At 76.3% G+C, this 17,041-nt stretch carries 15 protein-coding genes; all 15 read left to right on the top strand.

Features of this window, described 5'->3' with window-relative positions:
- Nucleotides 1–4: 4 nt before the first annotated feature.
- The 15 genes from OMK64_RS09270 to OMK64_RS09200 all read left to right on the top strand — a co-directional run bounded on the left by OMK64_RS09270 (nucleotide 5) and on the right by OMK64_RS09200 (nucleotide 16,926).
- Nucleotides 5–319 carry a pore-forming ESAT-6 family protein gene (locus OMK64_RS09270; protein WP_162353470.1) on the top strand — a complete coding sequence of 105 codons (315 nt, stop codon included), beginning with the start codon at nucleotides 5–7 and terminating at the stop codon, nucleotides 317–319.
- A gap of 4 nt (nucleotides 320–323) precedes the next feature.
- A complete protein-coding gene (locus tag OMK64_RS09265; protein WP_272727788.1) occupies nucleotides 324–671 on the top strand; it encodes a DUF6507 family protein in 348 nt (115 codons plus the stop codon).
- Complete coding sequence (locus tag OMK64_RS09260; RefSeq protein ID WP_272727787.1) at nucleotides 668–3,406, top strand: hypothetical protein; 2,739 nt, start codon at nucleotides 668–670, stop codon at nucleotides 3,404–3,406. The genes OMK64_RS09265 and OMK64_RS09260 overlap by 4 nt, the downstream gene beginning before the upstream one ends.
- On the top strand, nucleotides 3,403–3,789 hold the full coding sequence (locus OMK64_RS09255; RefSeq protein WP_272727786.1) for a hypothetical protein: 387 nt from the start codon (nucleotides 3,403–3,405) through the stop codon (nucleotides 3,787–3,789). The genes OMK64_RS09260 and OMK64_RS09255 overlap by 4 nt, the downstream gene beginning before the upstream one ends.
- Nucleotides 3,790–3,852: 63 nt before the next feature.
- A complete protein-coding gene (locus OMK64_RS09250; RefSeq protein ID WP_272727785.1) occupies nucleotides 3,853–4,050 on the top strand; it encodes a hypothetical protein in 198 nt (65 codons plus the stop codon).
- The gene (locus OMK64_RS09245) at nucleotides 4,047–5,504 is read left to right on the top strand and encodes a hypothetical protein (RefSeq protein ID WP_272727784.1); all 1,458 of its coding nucleotides are present in this window, start codon (nucleotides 4,047–4,049) and stop codon (nucleotides 5,502–5,504) included. Before OMK64_RS09250 ends, OMK64_RS09245 begins: the two co-directional genes overlap by 4 nt.
- A 123-nt stretch (nucleotides 5,505–5,627) precedes the next feature.
- A complete protein-coding gene (locus OMK64_RS09240) occupies nucleotides 5,628–6,527 on the top strand; it encodes a hypothetical protein (protein WP_272727818.1) in 900 nt (299 codons plus the stop codon).
- 312 nt (nucleotides 6,528–6,839) lie between these two features.
- Nucleotides 6,840–8,324, top strand: coding sequence for an FHA domain-containing protein (locus OMK64_RS09235; protein ID WP_272727783.1), 1,485 nt, complete (start codon nucleotides 6,840–6,842; stop codon nucleotides 8,322–8,324).
- Nucleotides 8,321–9,391: a DUF6177 family protein gene (locus OMK64_RS09230; RefSeq protein ID WP_272727782.1), complete on the top strand. Its 1,071-nt coding sequence runs from the start codon at nucleotides 8,321–8,323 to the stop codon at nucleotides 9,389–9,391. Before OMK64_RS09235 ends, OMK64_RS09230 begins: the two co-directional genes overlap by 4 nt.
- Complete coding sequence (locus OMK64_RS09225; protein WP_272727781.1) at nucleotides 9,375–9,629, top strand: hypothetical protein; 255 nt, start codon at nucleotides 9,375–9,377, stop codon at nucleotides 9,627–9,629. Before OMK64_RS09230 ends, OMK64_RS09225 begins: the two co-directional genes overlap by 17 nt.
- A complete protein-coding gene (locus OMK64_RS09220; RefSeq protein WP_272727780.1) occupies nucleotides 9,626–10,942 on the top strand; it encodes an EsaB/YukD family protein in 1,317 nt (438 codons plus the stop codon). The genes OMK64_RS09225 and OMK64_RS09220 overlap by 4 nt, the downstream gene beginning before the upstream one ends.
- The gene (locus OMK64_RS09215; RefSeq protein WP_272727779.1) at nucleotides 10,942–11,940 is read left to right on the top strand and encodes a hypothetical protein; all 999 of its coding nucleotides are present in this window, start codon (nucleotides 10,942–10,944) and stop codon (nucleotides 11,938–11,940) included. The genes OMK64_RS09220 and OMK64_RS09215 overlap by 1 nt, the downstream gene beginning before the upstream one ends.
- Nucleotides 11,937–15,887 carry a type VII secretion protein EccCa gene (gene eccCa / locus OMK64_RS09210; protein ID WP_272727778.1) on the top strand — a complete coding sequence of 1,317 codons (3,951 nt, stop codon included), beginning with the start codon at nucleotides 11,937–11,939 and terminating at the stop codon, nucleotides 15,885–15,887. Before OMK64_RS09215 ends, eccCa begins: the two co-directional genes overlap by 4 nt.
- On the top strand, nucleotides 15,877–16,263 hold the full coding sequence (locus OMK64_RS09205; protein WP_272727777.1) for a hypothetical protein: 387 nt from the start codon (nucleotides 15,877–15,879) through the stop codon (nucleotides 16,261–16,263). The genes eccCa and OMK64_RS09205 overlap by 11 nt, the downstream gene beginning before the upstream one ends.
- 3 nt (nucleotides 16,264–16,266) lie before the next feature.
- Entirely contained in the window at nucleotides 16,267–16,926 is a 660-nt protein-coding gene (locus OMK64_RS09200; protein ID WP_272727776.1) for a hypothetical protein, read from the top strand.
- Nucleotides 16,927–17,041: the final 115 nt, after the last annotated feature.

The raw sequence follows: 17,041 nt of genomic DNA, 5'->3' as shown, positions 1-17,041 counted from the left end.
AGCGATGAGCGGCAACAGCATCGACCGTCGGGACTTCGACCTGGGCGCGTCCACGACCGCGCAGGAGAACTTCAACGCCGTCGCGCAGCGCCTCGAGGCGCTCATCGACGCGCGCGACCGCGACGTCAAGACGGCCATGGCCGACTACCAGGCGTCGGGCGTCTCCGAGGAGTACGCCGCCAAGGAGGCGCGCTGGAACCGCGTCGCCGGTGAGGTCCGCACCATCATCCGCACGCTCCGCGGCGCGCTCGAGAAGAACGACGCCACGGCGCAGGACACGCTGAAGAAGGCCAAGGCGGCCGTCGACGCGATCGGCTGACGCCGTGACGAAGTGGCACATCGAGCCGGCAGGGGTCCAGGACGTCCTCACCAAGGTGGGGACGGTCGCCGGACTCCTGTCGAGCGTCGTCCAGGCCATGCCGGACAAGGCCGAGTCCGCGGTGACCGCGGGTAACTCCCCGATCATCGGCGACGCCATCGCCGGGTTCTTCGAGCACCACAAGCCGACGCTCGAGGCGATCGGCAACCGCATCAACGCGTCCGTCGGTGGCGCCGCCGCGGCGACGCGGTGGTACCTCGAGGGGGACGAGACGATGGCAGCCCAGCAGCAGTCCGCCGCGGCGTCGTGCACCGGCGCGAACGCCCCGACCTTCCAGGTGCCGACTCCGTGACCGACCAGTGCTACGCCTCGGGCATCAACCCGTACGCCATCCCCGGCGACGACCTCGACCCTGACGGCGTCATCGCCGCCGCGGACGCGCTCGCGGGCCAGGGTGCGTCCGTGCGCGACCACGGCGCCGACGCCGTGAACAAGTGGCGCGGGCTGTCCGGGCACTACGAGGCGCCCGAGGCGAGCACGCTGTTCGTCGTCATGGACCCGGTCGAGGCCAAGTCGCGTCAGTTCGGCGACGACGTCGAGAAGGTCGCGGCGGCGCTCAAGACGTACGCGGAGGCCATCCGGCCCATCAAGGCGTCGCTCGCGGCGGTCAAGCGCGACGCCTACGCGTTCCGCAGCAAGATCGCGTCCAACGCCGAGTGGGAGTACGACCAGGACCTGGTCGACGAGAACACCGGGCTCGTGTCGCGCGTCAACGCGGAGCAGGTCAAGCTCTGGGAGGCCGAGCGGACCTGCGCCAACGCGATCCGTGCGCTCTACGGCGCCGAGCCGTGGCACGCGATGACGGGCGAGGACGACCCCCTCGGCTACGGTCTCGACGCCCTGCCGACCGACGCGGCCATGCCGTGGGGGTCGGAGGTCGAGCGCAAGGACCACTGCCCCAAGTCCGCGGCCGTGCAGGTCAAGCGGTTCGTGTGGGACGGCGTCGTCGTCGACGGCCTGTGGGGCACCGTCGTGGGCCTCGGGCAGCTCGTCGGCATCAAGGACTGGTCCTGGTCCTGGGACACGATGAAGAACACCTGGATCGGCATGGGCGGCCTCATCGGCTACGCCGACGGCGAGTGGTCCTGGGGCAACGCGGGCGACGCGTGGCTCGGGCTCGGCAAGGGCCTCATCGCGTGGGACACCTGGGAGGACGACCCCGGGCGCGCCGCTGGCGGCGCGATCTTCAACGTCGCCACGATCTTCATCCCCGCCGGCGCGGCCGTCTCCGGCTCGAAGGGCGCGGCCACGGCCGCCGGTGCCGCGGGCAAGGCCGCACGCGTCTCGTCGTGGCTCGGCAAGGGCGCGCGCGTCCTCGAGTTCGTCGACCCCATCTCGCTGGGCCTCAAGGGCGTCGGCGCGCTGCCCAAGCTGGGCGACCTGCTGACCAACATGAAGATGGTCGACGACCTCGGCAAGGCGATCGACATCGACGTCACCGACGTCGGCACCACGCTCGACGACGTCCCGACCAACCTCGGCGACGACCTCGGCTCGAACATCCCGGTGCGCGACCCGGACCGCGTCGACCTGGGCGACACCACGGGGGCCGACGTGCCCGAGCCCGTCAAGGTCCCCGAGCACCAGCTCGTCGGGACCGACGGCAACCCCGTCCGCGACACGCCGGGCGGCACCGGCTCGGGTGCCGACGACCTGCTCGACGGCGGGACCACACGTCCCCCGGGCAGCACCACGGGCGGCACCGACGCGCCCACCGGCGGCTCGCACGACCCGGCGACGCCGGGCGGCTCGGGCACCGGGACCGGCGGCGCCGGCCACGGCGGCTCGGGCTCCGGCACGGGCCACGGCGGCTCGGGCTCCGGTGGCTCCGGCTCGCCGGTCGACCCGCCGACGAACCCCGTCGACCCGCCGAAGACGCCTGTGGACCCGCCGACGGGTGGCACGCCGGGACACGTCGACCCGCCGACGAACCCCGTCGACCCGCCCACGACGCCGGTCGACCCGCCCACGGGCAGCACGCCGCACGACCCGGCCACGGGTGGCGCACCACACGCTCCGTCGACGCCCGTCGACCCGGCGACCGGCGGTGCTCCGCACGACCCGGCGACCCCCGTCGACCCGGCGACCGGCGGCGGCTCGACGCCGCCACCCGCGTCGGGTCCGACCGGCCCGGGCAGCTCGCCGCACGGTCCCGAGCTCAAGTTCACGGACGTCCTCGACGACGTCCTGTACGACCACGGGCTCAACCGGACCGCGTTCCGCGAGCTCATGCAGACGCGCGTCGAGGACCTCACGCGCACGCAGGTCGACACGCTGCTCGACATCCGCTCGCGCATGCCCGCGGTGTACGAGGACACGCTGCTCCAGAAGGTCATCACGCCGAACCAGGCGCTCGGCGTCCTGGGTGCCGACGCGGGCCGGTTCTTCGACCCGGACCACCTGGCGCACATCGACTCGCTCGGCGCGGCACCGCTCGACAACCTCGGTGGCTTCGTGTCGCGCTTGCTGGACGTCGACGGTGCGACGACCGCGCAGCTCTACCACCAGCTCGGGCTCAACTACCCGGGCAGCCCGTTCACGCTGCCGGACCCGGCGCCGTACTCGCTCGCGAACGACTCCGCGTTCACGGTGCGGTACATGGCGGGCGACGGCATCGCGCCCGGCGGCAGCGCTGCGATGCCGTCCTACGTCTACCCGGGTATCCCTGAGGGTCCGCTCCAGGCGATGGCGTCCATGCCGGACTCGCTCTACCAGATCACCGACGACGTGGCCCGTCGCGAGGCGATGTTCGACTGGGTCAGGACGCACCACCCGAGCGCCGCCTACGACGCGTCGAACGCGTTCGACGTGGACCCGGCGACCGGGACGGCCCGCGTCGGCGGTGACCGCAACCCGTTCCGCGGGAGCGGCTGGAGCGGTGCGTCGACGGCGTACAGCCCCGAGCTGGCGTACGGCCCGAACAAGATCTCGATCCCGAAGGGCGCCGAGATGTGGCGGACCGACGCGACGGGTGCCCAGGAGCTCGTCGCCGTGTACGACGGGGCCTCGTGGAACATCGTGCCGTGAGGGCCGGGCTGTACGCCGAGCTCGACGGCGTGACCTACCCGGCCGAGGGCTCGGACACGCTCCCGGTCAACCTGCTGGCGCCGGCCGACCAGCCGCCGCCCGCGGGGTTCTCGGAGGACCGCCGCGGGCGGTGGATCAAGCGCGTCGAGGACCCGTCCGAGATCGACCGGCTCTACCGCGTCCGCACGACCGCACGCTGGTCGCAGTGGACCGTCGACGTGGACCGCGTCGAGGGTGACATGGCGTGGTGGTCGTACTACGGCGACGGCCTCCCGCTCGACGACCGCAGGATCCACCGCAACGGCTGGAGCGAGTGGCAGGGCCACGTCCCCGTCGCCGAGCTCGAGGACCCCGTCGAGGTCGTCCACGAGCTGCTGGGGTGACGTCGGCTCGCCACCCCCACCGGTCGTAGCATCTCCAGCGCGGCGAGGGTGGAGGTGGGTGCGATGAGCGCGCGTGACGGCGGCCGGGTCGCGGTCCTGGCGAGCGGCCACGCGGAGCTCGACGGCGTCGTGTACTCGACGACCAGCCTCCGGGACTCCTGGTCGGCGACCGTGCCGGTCGACGAGCTGAGCGACGTCGTGTCGACGACCGAGGACCTGCCGGTGACGTGGCCCGCGCGGCCGGAGGGTCTGGCCTGGTGACCGGTGACGTGCGGGTCGGGTACTACGTCGTGGTCGAGGGCGCCCAGTTCGCGTGCGAGGCGCCCTTCTCGGCGCAGGTCCGTGCGCTGTCGACCCGGTTCGACGACGACCCCGAGCGGACGGCCACGCGCTACGACCGGCTCGCGGTGGACCGGGTGTTCCACGTCGAGGCGTGGGGCCGGTGGCGGGGGGCGGACGCGACGCTGCAGACCGTCCGGACGGACGGCGTGGTCGTCGCCGGCGTGGGCCCGGCGCCCGAGGGCGACGGGGTGCGCCACCTGTCCGGCGGCCAGTGGCAGGCCGTGGTCGACCCGGCTGAGCTCGACGACGTGCGCGAACGCGAACGGGACGTCCTGCGGTGCCGCCCGGGCTGGGTGGCCGGGACCGGGCCGGACGCGACGCGCGTCGGGACGTACGCGCTGATCGGCGACGAGGTGCTGCCGTGCGGGGAGCCGCTCGAAGGGCTGCTGCCCGTCGGCTACGGGCTCACGGGTGACCCCGGTGACGGGCCGGCGACGGGGCTGAGCGGCGACCGGCTCGTCGCGCTCGCGGACGTGCGCGCGATGGAGACGGTCACGACGACCGCGTCGTGGCAGGGCCGGCGGGTCGGCGTCGCGGTCGTCGAGCGGGACACCGCGCTCGTGTCGCTCGACGACGGGTCGACGGAGGTCGTGGCGCTCGACGAGCTGACCCTCGTCGCCGAGGAGGTGCGGCCGGCGCGCGTCCCGACGGCCCCGGTCCGCGCGGCTCCGTCGTCGGGACGGTCGCCCCGGCTGCCTCCGGGCTCCCGGCCCGCCGAGCTGGCCGCCTGGGTGAGCGACGGCGGTCCCGCGCACCGCGAGCTCCGCGACCTCGTGGCGGCGGTCTACGCGAGCGCGGACGCCGACGGTGTCGCGGCCCTGGTCCGGGCACTGCCGCGCCTGCGCGTGGCGGACCCGGCCGCGGATGCGGCGTGCGGGTACCGGAGGCTCGACTGGACCCTGCGCGTCGCGACCGCCACGTGGGTCGCCGCGGCCGGGCTGCGCGAGCTGGCGGCGTCGATCGCCGATGCCGCGCCGGTGGTCGACGACGAGACCGCGGTCGCGCTGCTGGAGCCGGTGAAGCGCGCGCTGGCGGCGATGCAGGGACGGGTCGTGGAGACCACGAACGGTCCCGCCGACGAGTGGCAGGAGGTCGAGTGGCGGGCCGCGCGCAAGGGTGGGCGCGCCGACGCGCTCGTCGCCGTGTCGAAGACCGTCTGCCTCGTGCGCGCCGTCGGGCGTGGTGACGGGCGCCTGGCGGGCGCGGTGGCGTCGGTGTGCGTCCGGGCGTCGGAGGTGCGAGCCGCGGCGGCCCGGGTCGTCGCCCGCCGCGGCGTCGATCCCGGTCTCGACCTCGCGCGGTACCCCCTCGGTGACGCGTTCCGCCGGTCGGCGCTGGACCTCGTGCGGGCCGCGACGCGCCCGGGCGCCTGAGCCGGCGGTCACGCCCCCGGGCGGGTGGCCCTGTGGAGGGCGCGCGGGCCGGAGGCCACCGGTGGGACATACTCGCCGGAGCGTTCTGAAGCCGAGTCGAAGGAGCAGCCCCTCGTGACCCTCATGCAGAAGGCCGTCACGCCGCAGATGAGTGCGGCGTACCTCGAGTCCGGGTACGACCGGGTCGCGGGGTTCGTCGTGCGGGCGGCGGACGTGGCGTGGGCGACGACGCCGGCGGCGGTCTTCGAGGCGCACGGTCTCGGCTTCCCGGGTGCGCCGTTCTCGCCCGACATCGAGCACGTCGATGTGCTGCGGTTCCCGGCCGGCCCGACGATGCGGTTCCTCAACGCGACGGGCGGCACGGACCAGCGGACCCGCCAGCTCACGGGCGGGCCGTTCGTCGACCGTCCGCCGTTCACGGGCCTGGGGTTCGTCGCCGTGACGGACCACGTCGTACCGCTGTCGTGGCTCGAGCACACGCGCGTGCCCGCCGGCTCGGAGCTCGTGCGGATCGGGCGCGACGGCTCGTCGACCGTGATCGGGCGGTACGTGGACGTCGGCCACGGGTGGACGTCGGACGTCGTCACCGTCGGGTCGCCCCGCGACCCGCGGATCTCGCGGTTCGTCGGGCACCTGGTCGAGTGGAACGGCGGGCACCTGTCCGCCGACGTGCTCGACGACCGGGCCGTGCTCGCGCTCGACGGCCAGCCGCGTGCCGAGCTCGGGTTCACGCAGACCGCGATCGGCCGCTGGCGGCGCGAGGTGCCGCTCTCCGAGCTCGGGGAGCGGTTCGAGCTGCACGTGAGCGGGCGGTGGAACGGGCTGGAGGTGCGGCTCGTCGACCAGTGGCCTGCCGAGAACGGCGGCACGGTGTCGCGCGCGTTCTACACGGGGCACGACGCGGACCTCGCCGAGGGGCTGCGGCTCGTGAAGGTCGACGCCGCCGCGTACGAGGTCGTCGTCCCGACCGAGAACGTGGTCGACGTCGTCGCCACGCAGCTCATCCCGCAGGCCTGGTCCTGACCATCGCGTCCGGCGTCGTCGCACATCGATGACCGAGTCACGCAACGCTCCTGACCTGGGCCGACAGGGTGGCGGTCGGCGGGCGGGGCGCTCCGCTGGTCGCTGGACCGCGCGAAACGTGCCAGGATCGGCGCTCGCAGAGCGGTTGCGGCACCTGGCTGTGACCCAGGTCCGACCGAGGGGGTGACGCGGGCCGTGGGCGACCCCCTCGTGGCCTGGTGCGGCGTCTGCGCGGCATCGCTTCCCGCCGGTGCGGCGACGTGCCCCCGGTGCGGTTCGGCGGTCCTGCGCGGACGTCGGGAGCCGCTCGCGGTGCTGGAGGGCGCGCGTCGCGCCCCGGCCGCCTCGGTCGTCGTCGGCCTCGTGATCGACGTCCTCCTCGTGCTCGCCGCGCTCGTTCCCGCCGTCGTCGGTGCGGTCGGCTCCTCGCCCGCGGGCCGGGCGCTGGTCGCGCTCGGTGTCGTGCTCGCGGCGGCCGTCGTCGTGGTGCTGCTCGTGGTGCTGGGGCGGACCGGGCGGACGCCGGGTCTCGCTGCGCTCGGTCTGCGACTCGTGGACGGCGCGTCCGGGATGGCTCCGGGGCGTGGGACGGGCGTCGGGACGTGGGCGCGCGACGGTGTCGTGCTCGACGTGCGTGGCGGCGTCGACACCGCGCGCCGGGCGAGCGTGGGCACGCGTGAGGCGATCGGTCGCCTGCGCGCCACGAGCGGTGTGAGCGGCGAGGCGACCGGCGCGCACGCCGGGGCGACCTCGCGTGCGGCGGCGGGCGCTCGCGGTGCCGGGGTCGCGGCGTCCCCCGGCGGGACGGGCTCGGCCGGCACGCGCGACGGCGTCGTGCCGCGCGCTGCCGACGCCCGGTACGGAACGGCCGCCGGGTACGGCACTGCCGCGGGCGAGGGCGTCGCGCCGGGCTCGGGCGACGCATGGTCCGGCGCTCCCGCCGCTCACGGCACGACGTCCGCCGGTGCTGTGACGACCGGTGCGGCGAACCCCTGGGCGTCGACCGGAGGTCCCGTGCCGGCCGGCACCGGCGAGACGGGCGGCCAGGCTGCTCCCGCCGCCGGCGGTCGGCGGGCCGCGCGGCTGGCAGCCGCGTCCGGCGAGCATTCGTCGCCGACTCCGCGCGTCGCGCCCCCGCCGTCGGGCGCGTTCCCGACCGTGTCGACCGGCACGCCCGGTCGCGGTGCCCCGACAGCAGGCGGTGCTGCGGCGGGTGTCGCCCTCCCGCCCGTGCGTCCGCTCGACGACGCCGCCGCCGGGTCCGCGGCTGCCGGGTCCGCCGCGGGCTGGACTCCGTCGCGCGTGCACGAAGGTGCGGTCACGGGCCAGCACGCCGCAGCCGGCCAGCACGCCACCGCCGGTGAGGCCCGTGCCGCGGGCACCTCCGGCTCGACGGCGCCCCTCTCGGGAGCCGTGCCGGTGGTCGGTGCCGGTGGCGCGACGGGGCGGCCGACGGGTGGCGCGCACGGGATCGTGCTCGTCGCGGACGACGGCGAGCGGCTGATCGTCACCGGGCTGACGCTGATCGGCCGCAACCCCGAGCCGCGACCCGGCGAGGTCGTGGCCGGGCTGATCCCGATGATCGACATGACCCGGTCGGTGTCGAAGACGCACGCGTCGGTCCGCTGGGACGGTGCGACGCTGTGGGTCGCCGACCGCGGGTCCACGAACGGCACGGCGCTGGTGCGCCCGGGCGCGCAGCCGCTGCGGCTCGGCACGGCGTCGGAGGAAGAGGCCCCGGTGGGCTCCCAGCTGCGGCTCGGGGAGCGCGTGTTCCGCGTGGAGGCGACGGCATGACGGTTCCGCACCCGGCGCTGGACGCGCGCGCGGGCGAGGTCCTGGTGACGGAGACGCGCGCCGAGGTCGCGTACCTCAGCGAGACGCGCGCCGACCTGCTGGTGCGTGCGCGCGCCGACGGGCGGCGGGTCGCGCTCGTGAGCGACGAGGTGACGCGGCTGTCGTACCCGATGCGCGAGGCGCTGCGGGACTCGGGCGGCGCGTGGGTCGTCCGCGGGATCGACGGCACGCTGCGCGACGGGTCGGACGGGCGACGGCTGTCGTCGGTCGGCGAGATCGCGACGCGCGGGCCGATCACGGCCGCCGAGGACGTCGCCGTGCGGTTCCTGCGCCCGGTCGCACCGCAGTCGGTGCAGCTCGTCGTGTCGCAGGCCGTGCGGCACCGCGCGACGGTCGACACGCAGCTCGGCGGGACGGCCGAGCTGTTCGCGGAGGACCTGATGGGGGCGGCGCCGAGCGGCTGGGGCGCGCACGAGCCGGCGGTCGTCGCGTGGGACCGCGCGCGGCTGACCGAGCTCGCCCGGAACCGGATGCCGGAGGAGACGACGGTCGTCGTCGCGGGCACGCCCGAGCGGCCGCTGGTCGGCACGATCCGCACGGCCCGCACCGAGCACGGCCTGGAGGAGACGACGCAGCTCGTCGTCGGCGTCGGCGCACCGGGGAGCCCGCAGGCGCGCGCCGCGATCGACGCGCTCCCGGGCACGTTCGACCGGCTCGCGACCCGCAGCATGCCGCTGTTCGGCCTCGTGATGGGCCGGCAGGGCCGCCGCGACCTCACGTTCCCGTCGGTCCTCGAGGCGCCGCCCGTGCCGCTCGCGATGCTCGTCGGCCCGCCCGGCGTCCGTGACCTCGGCCTGCCGGTCGACGAGCTCGTCCGGACGCTCGGCGCGCGTGTGGTCGGCCGCCCGCGCGTCCCGGGCCTGTACTTCCCGCTCGGCACGCTCGAGCGCGACGGCTGGCAGGCCTTCGACGAGGTCCTGCGCGCGATCGGTCACGACCGGGTCCGCGAGGCGCTCGGTGCGCCGCGCGGACCGTGGGAGGGGGTGCTCGATGGCCCGCGACCCTGACGCCGTCCTCCTGGAGTCCGTGCGCGTCCACCGTGCCCGGCTGCGTGCCGCGTTCCTGCACGGCGACCTGCGCGACCGGCGGACCACCAACGACAACGTGCGGCGGTTCGTCGGGAGCGTCGTCGTGGCGGCCCTCGCGTGCGCGGGCTGCGCCGGGTACTCGTTCGTCCAGGCGAACAGCGGGTCGTTGCGCGGTGGAACGTCGAGCCCGCAGACGACGATCGGGGCGACACCGTGAGCACCTTCACCCGGTTGACGCTGGTCGGCGCGGAGCGCCGCGCCGAGGTCGTCGTGCCGTCCGACGAGGGCGTCGCCGCGATGCTCCCCCAGCTCCTCGAGCTGCTCGGGGAGTCACCGCGGCTCGCGCCGCAGGCCGTCGCGCTGGTCCGGGTCACGGGCGACCAGGTCGACCTCGCGCTCGACCCGGCGTCGCAGGGGCTGCTGGACGGCGAGGTGCTGCGGGTCGTCCGCGCCGCAGCGGCTCCGCCGCCCGCGGAGGTCGCCGACGTGACCGACGCCGCCGCGGAGGAGCTGCGCGCGCGGACCGACCGGTGGTCGCCGTCGTCGCGGCGCGTGCTGGCGGCGGTCGTCGTCGGGCTCGCGACCGCGGCCACGATCGTCGCGGTGCCGCTCGTCGAGCAGCCGTTCGCGGGTGCCGCGGGCGTCGGGGTCCTCGCGCTGGTGCTGGCGGCGATCGCCGCCGGGCTGGGCCGCGCGGGCCGTCGGTACGCCGGTCTGGTCCTCACCGCGGCGGTCGTGGGCGCGGGGGTGCCGTTCGCGGCGCTGCTCCTCGCGACCGGTGACGTCCCGCTCGCGGAGGCCGCGACCGCGGGCTCGTTGCTCGCGTGGGTCGCGCTCGGCGCGGGCGCCGGGATCGGGCGGTCCGACCGCGGCGCTGCCGTCGGGGCCGTCGCGGGCATCGTCCTGACGACCCTGCAGCTCGTGCTCGGCGCGCTGCTGCCGGAGGTGCGCGCCGACGCCGTCGTGGCCGTCGTGGCCGTGATCGCGTGCGGGCTGCTGCCGTGGTGGGCGATGACGGCGTCGGGACTCACCGGCCTGGACGACGCCGCGCTCGACGGGACACCCCCGCGCCGGCCCGCCGTGCGGCTCGCGCTCGGGGACGCGTACGCGGGGCTGACGTGGAGCACGGTCGCGGTCGCCGTCGCGGCGGCGACGTCCTGCGCGGGCCTGATCGCCTCACGCGACACCGGCGCGACCGTCCTCGCCGTCCTCGCGCTCGTCGTGCTCGCGCTCCGCACGCGCAGCCTCCCGCTGCGGCCCCAGGTCGCGCTGCTGTGGGCGGCGGTCGTCGTGCCGCTGCTCGTCGGCGTGCTCGGCCCGTGGGGCGACGGCGAGCCCGTGGCGGCGGCCGGTGGGGCGCTCGCGCTCGCCGTGGTCGGCGCCGCGGTCGCCGGGTTCGACGCGTCGGGACAGCAGCGCGCCCGCTGGCGGCGGATCGGCGACCTCGCCGAGCTGCTCGGCGTGCTCGCGATGCTGCCCACGCTGCTCGGGGTGCTCGGCCTCTACGCCGACCTGCTCGGGACGTTCTGATGGCCGGTGCACGGCTGCGGGAGGTCGCCCGGCTGACCTTCGCGGGGTCGACGGGCCTCGCCCGCACGCTCGAGGAGGCCGACCAAGGCCTGCGTCGCGCGGTGTCGACCAGCCGGCGCATCGCCGTCGTTCAGGCCGACGGCGGCGCCGGGGCGACGACGACGCTCGCGGGTGCCGCGACCGCGCTCGCTCAGCGCCGGCCGGCCGCCGTGCTCACGGTCGACGCCGCCGCCGGTGCCGCCGCTCTCGTGTCCCGCACCCGCGTGCCCCAGCCGTTGCCCTGGACGGTCGCGCGGGACGCGACCGCAGGTCTCGCGCGCGGCGCCGACGCGCGTGCCGCGCTGCCCGTCGGCCGGGGCGGGCTCCGGGTCCTCGGGGACGGGACCGCGTCGTCGCCGTGGCCGCCCGGTCCGCGAGCGTGGCGCGAGGCCGTCGACCCGGTCGGGCGGTTCTTCGACGTCGTCCTCACGGACTGGGGCGTGCGCTCGGCGACGGACCTGTCCGTCGTGGCCGGGGACCACCACGTCGTCACCGTCGTCGCGCGCGCCGACCGCGGACCGGCCGAGCGTGGTGCCGTCCTCGCGGCGCGCCTCGTGACCGGCGCCCACGACGGCGTCAGGCCGGGTGAGCGGGGCGGAACCGCGGCTGCGGACGGCGGTGGCGCGGCCGCCGGCGGTGTGGCCGCCGGTGGTGCTCCGCAGCGACTGCACGCCGGCGTCGAGTCCGCGGACGTCTCTGCCGACCGGTGGCGGGCGCCGGCCGTCGTGCTGGTGCTCGTCGACGTCGGCGGCACCGGTGGCCGGACGGACGCGGTCGCACGGGACGCGCTCGACGGGCTGCCGGTCAGCGTCGTCGCGGTGCCGCACGACGCGATGCTCGGTCGCGGCGCTCTCACGGCCGGCACCGCCGTGAAGGCCGCGTGGTCGGGGCTCGCGGCGCACCTGCTGGCCCGCGCGTGCGACCCGTCGTCCGCTCTCGCCGACGGGCAGGTCGCATGACGCGCGTCCTCGTCCACCGGCCCGCGCGCATGGTCCGGCCGCTCGAGCAGCCGCCGGACGTGCCGGTCGCCGCGCCGCCGCAGACGAACGACGCGACCGGCGGTGCGGGCCTGCAGTCGCTGCTGCCGGTGGTCGGCGCGGTCGGGTCGATGACGATGATGCTGGTGCTGCGCGGCAACCCGCTGTTCGTGCTCGTCGGCATCATGGTGCTGGTCGTGGCGCTCGTCGGCGGCGTCGGCATGGCGCTGAGCAGCCGCGGGACCGCGGCCCGCACCCGGCGGCTCCAGCGCGAGCGGTACCTCGACTACCTCGAGGAGCTGCGCGCCGACCTCGCCGACGCCGAGGACGACGCGCGCAGCACGGCGCTCACGGTGCACCCCGACCCGGTCGCGCTGGTCGACGTCGTGCGTGACCCCGAGCGGCGCTGGGAGCGGCGGCGCACGGACCCCGACTTCCTGGACCTGCGCGTCGGCGTCGGCGACCGGCCGTGGTTCTCGCTCGTCGTCCCGGAGGACCCGAACCCGACGCAGCCGTTCGACCCGGCGATGGCGGCCGAGGCGCGGACCGTCGCGACCCGGCACGCGCGCGTGCCGCAGATGCCCGTGACCGTGCGGCTGGACCGTGCGGGCGAGGTCGCGGTCGTCGGGCCGCGCGACGCGGGGCTCGCCGTCGTCCGGGCGCTCGTCACGCAGGCCGTCGCGCTGCACGCACCGGACGACCTGCAGGTCGCGGCGGCGTTCCCGGCCGCACGGGCCGGCGACTGGGCCTGGCTGGGCGCGGTGCCGCACGTCGTCGACGACACGCTCTTCGACGGTCCCGTCGCGGCGCGCCGGGTCGCGGGCGACCTCGCCGGGCTCGTCCGCGTCGTCGGGCCGACTCTCGTGGACCGCGCGCAGGCGGCGGCGCGGGCGCGACGCGGCGGGGGGATGGGCGACGGCGCCGCGTTCGCCGCGCGGCTGCTCGTGCTGTCCGACGACCACGGCGACGTCGCCCAGGTGCTGCCCGCGGTCGACGCGGCGCTGCGGCCCGCCGACCTCGGGGTCACGGTCGTGCACCTCGTCGAGGACCGCCGGCACGAGCCGTCGGACACCGCCGTGCGGCTGACGGTCGACACCGACGGCTCGGTCGTCGTCGAGGACCTGCGCGACCCCGACGCCGTCCCGGTGCGCGCGACCGTCGACGACGTCCCCGTGCCGCTCGCGTCGGGCCTGACCCGTGCGCTGACGCCGCTGCGCCTGTCCTGGGAGGACAGCGCCGAGGCCGGCGAGGCCGCCGCGATCGGCACGGACGCGCTGCTGGGCGTCGAGGACGTCCGCCGGATCGACCTGCACCGCACGTGGGCACCGCGCTCGCCGCGCGACTTCCTGCGCGTCCCGGTCGGGGTCGACGACACGGGCACGCCGCTGCTGCTGGACCTCAAGGAGTCGGCGCAGCTCGGCATGGGCCCGCACGGGCTGTGCGTCGGCGCGACCGGGTCCGGCAAGTCCGAGATGCTGCGGACGCTGGTCGCCGCGCTCGCGATCACGCACCCGCCCGACGACCTCGCGATGATCCTCGTCGACTACAAGGGCGGTGCCGCGTTCGCGCCGTTCGCGGACCTGCCGCACGTCGCGGGCATCATCGACAACCTCGCCGACGACGCGGGCCTCACCGAGCGGGCGCGCGCCAGCATCGCCGGGGAGGTCGTCCGCCGCCAGCAGGTGCTGCGCGACGCGGGCTCGTCGCCGTCGATCACGCACTACCGCGAGATGCGCGCGACGACCCGCCCGGACCTGCCGCCGCTGCCGCACCTGCTGCTCGTCATCGACGAGTTCGGCGAGCTGCTGACGGCCGACCCCGACTTCGTCGACCTGCTGCTGACCATCGGCCGCATCGGCCGGTCGATCGGCATGCACCTCCTGCTGTCGAGCCAGCGCATCGAGTCGGGCCGCCTGCGCGGGCTCGAGACGTACCTGTCGTACCGGATCGGCCTGCGCACGTTCTCGGAGGCCGAGAGCTCGGTCGTGCTCGACACCCCCGACGCGTTCCACCTGCCGGCGGTGCCCGGGTATGGGTACCTCAAGGTCGACACGACCGTCTACCAGCGGTTCCGCGCCGGGTACGTGTCCGGCCCGCTGCCGACCGACGACGTCCCCGAGCCCGAGGTCACCGACGAGACGCGCCGTCCGCTGCTCGTGCCGGTGCACCACGGCCTGCTCGCGGCCAACGGGCTCGGCGGCGGCGCGCCCGGCGAGGTCGAGCTCGTGCGGCCGTCCGTCGGCGCGTCGATGGTCGACGTCGTCGTCGAGCAGCTCGCGTCCGCGGCCGATCCCACGACACCCGTCTGGCTGCCGCCGCTGCCCGCACGCGTCGCGCTCGGCGGGCTGGTCGGCGAGCAGCGGCCGCCGCACCTCACCGTCCCGGTCGGCGTCCGCGACGACCCCGCCAAGCAGCGGCAGGAGACGTGGCGCCTCGACCTCACGCGCGCCGGCGGGCACGTCGCGATCATCGGCGCCCCGCAGTCCGGTCGGACGACCGTGCTCTGGACGATCGCCGCCGGGCTCGCGCTCACGCACGACCCGCGTCAGGTCGCCGTCTACGGCATGGACCTCGCGGGCGGCGGTCTCAGCCGGCTCGAGGCGTTCCCGCACGTCGGCGGCGTCGCGACGCGGTCCAGCCGGGACCGGCTCCGGCGGCTCCTCGAGGAGCTGCACGGCATGCTCGCGCACCGCGAGAAGGTGTTCGCCGAGCACGGCATCGACTCGCTCGCGCTGCTGCGCGCCCGGCACGCCGCCGGGCAGGTGCCCGAGCTCGCGACCGCCGACGTCGTCCTGCTCGTCGACGGTGTGGGCGCGGTGCGCGGCGACTTCGAGGAGCTCGACGAGACGTTCACCGCGCTGCTGTCGCGCGGCAGCGGCTTCGGCATCCACGTCGTCATGACCATGGCGCGCTGGAACGAGGTGCGCATGCAGAGCCAGCCGCTCATCGGCACGCGCGTCGAGCTGCGGCTCAACGACCCCGGCGACTCGACCGTCGGGCGCAAGCTCGCCGCGACGCTGCGCGCCGACCAGCCGGGCCGCGCGCTCACCGACGACAGCCTGTTCGCGCAGGTCGCGCTGCCGCTCCCCGACAACGCCGCGCTCGACGGTGACGTCGCGACCGTCGGTGCGGGGCTCGACGCGCTCGCCGACGAGGCCCGTCGCCGCTGGGGCGGCGCGGCGGCCGCGCCGAAGATCCGCGAGCTGCCCGAGGTCCTCGACCTCGCGACGCTGCCCGACCCGCTCGACGAGCCCGATCTCGTCCCGTTCGGCCTGCGGCAGGACACGATGTCGCCCGCGCTGCTCGACCTCGTCGCGCGCGACCAGCACCTGCTGGTCCTCGGCGACCCGCGCTGTGGCAAGACGACGCTGCTGCGGACGGTCGTCGAGGGGCTCGTCGACCGGTCCACGCCCGACGAGCTCGTCGTGGCCGTGTTCGACCCGCGCGGCGGGCTCGCCGACGTCTGCCCGGAGGACTACCTCGGTGGCCGCGCGACGAGCGCGCCGCTCGCGCTGCAGCTGTCGACCGCCGTCGCCGCCGAGCTCGCGAAGCGCACCGGCGACGGCCCGTCCGCCGGTCCGCGGATCGTCGTCGTGGTCGACGACTACGACATCCTCGCGTCCGGCGGCACCGACCCGCTGCGCCCGCTGCTCGAGCACCTGCCCGCCGCGCGCGACCTGCGGCTGCACGTGCTCCTCACCCGGCCCGTCGCCGGCGCGTCGCGTGCGCTCTACGACCCGGTCCTGCAGGCCGTGCGCGACACCGGCGGCAGCGGGTTCCTCATGGCCGGCGAACGGTCCGAGGGTCAGGTCTTCCCCGGCCAGTACGCGGAGCTGCTCCCGCCCGGACGCGGCAAGTGGCTGCGCCGCGGCGAGCGGCCCACGCTCGTCCAGGTCGCCACGTCCCAGGAGGTGCCCGGTGCCCCGTGAGCTCGTCGTCCTCAGCCCCACCGCGCCCGACGCGCGCGTCCTCGTCGAGGCCGGTGCCGCCGTCGACCCCGACCTCGGGCTGCGCACCCTGCACGACGGCGCCGTGCACCAGGTCGTGCGCGTCGACCCCGCCGACCCGTCGCAGGGTGCGGGCGTCGTGAGCATCATGCAGCCGCTCCAGGTCGACAACGTCGCCGAGGTCCGTCGGCTCCTGCCGACCCTCACCGCGCTGCCGCCGTGGCTCGGTGCCGGTCAGCCGGTCTGGTGGGTCGAGGCCGTCGCGCCCTGGGGCGACCTGGGCCGGACCGGGATCGCCGTCGTGCAGGAGATGGCCGCGCGCCTCGGCGGCGTGTGCGTCGTGCAGGACGGCGAGTAGCCCGTGTCGTTCGTCGCGCCTCCGCCGCCCGCGCTCGCCGGCCTGCCCGACACCGTGCTGACTGCGCTCGGCCGGCCGCTGCCCGCGACCGGTGCGGTGCACGTCGCGGGCGTCGGGGGCGGCGTCGGGGCGTCGACCGTCGCAGGGCTGGTGTGGTCGGTCCTCGCGCTCTCCCATCAGGGGGCCGTCGGGCTCGCGTCGCACGCGGCCGTGCTCGGCGGCGGTGGTCTCGGCGGCAGCCATGTCGTCGCGCGGGTCGACGGTGACGTGCCCGCGACCGCGCCCGTCGTCGTGCACGACCGGGGGCCGCACGCGGCGGTCGTCGCCGAGTCGGAGCCCGGGCCGTCCCGCGTCCTCGTCGTCGTGTGCCGTGCGCACGCCGGAGGGATCGTCGACGCCGCCCGTGTCGTCGAGCGGGTCGGCGTGCGTGGGCCCGGCGACCTCGCGCGTGTCGTCGTCGCCGCCGTCGCGACCACCGGCGCCGCACCTGGGACCCGGGCCGTCGCCGGTGTAGCCGAGCGCGTCGGGCTCGCCGTGCCGCTCGTCGTCGTCCCGTTCTCCCGGTACCTCGCCGCCGGTGGCGCCCTGCCCGGCCCGGACCCGCGCCCGCTCGCCGCGGCGGGCGTCCTCTCGGCCCACGTCCTGGCGGCCCTCGGCTCCTGACGCGCGTGGTCGCCACCACCGCCGGGGTCGCCGCTACCGCGGGGGTCGCCGCTACCGCGGAGGGTCACCGCTCACACGCCCGCGACCCCGTCATGGGGACCGGAACGGGGTGCTC

The sequence above is a fragment of the Cellulomonas fimi genome (assembly GCF_028527925.1).
Classification (GTDB): Bacteria; Actinomycetota; Actinomycetes; order Actinomycetales; family Cellulomonadaceae; genus Cellulomonas; species Cellulomonas fimi_C.
This window is presented reverse-complemented; position numbering and strand designations above follow the sequence as displayed.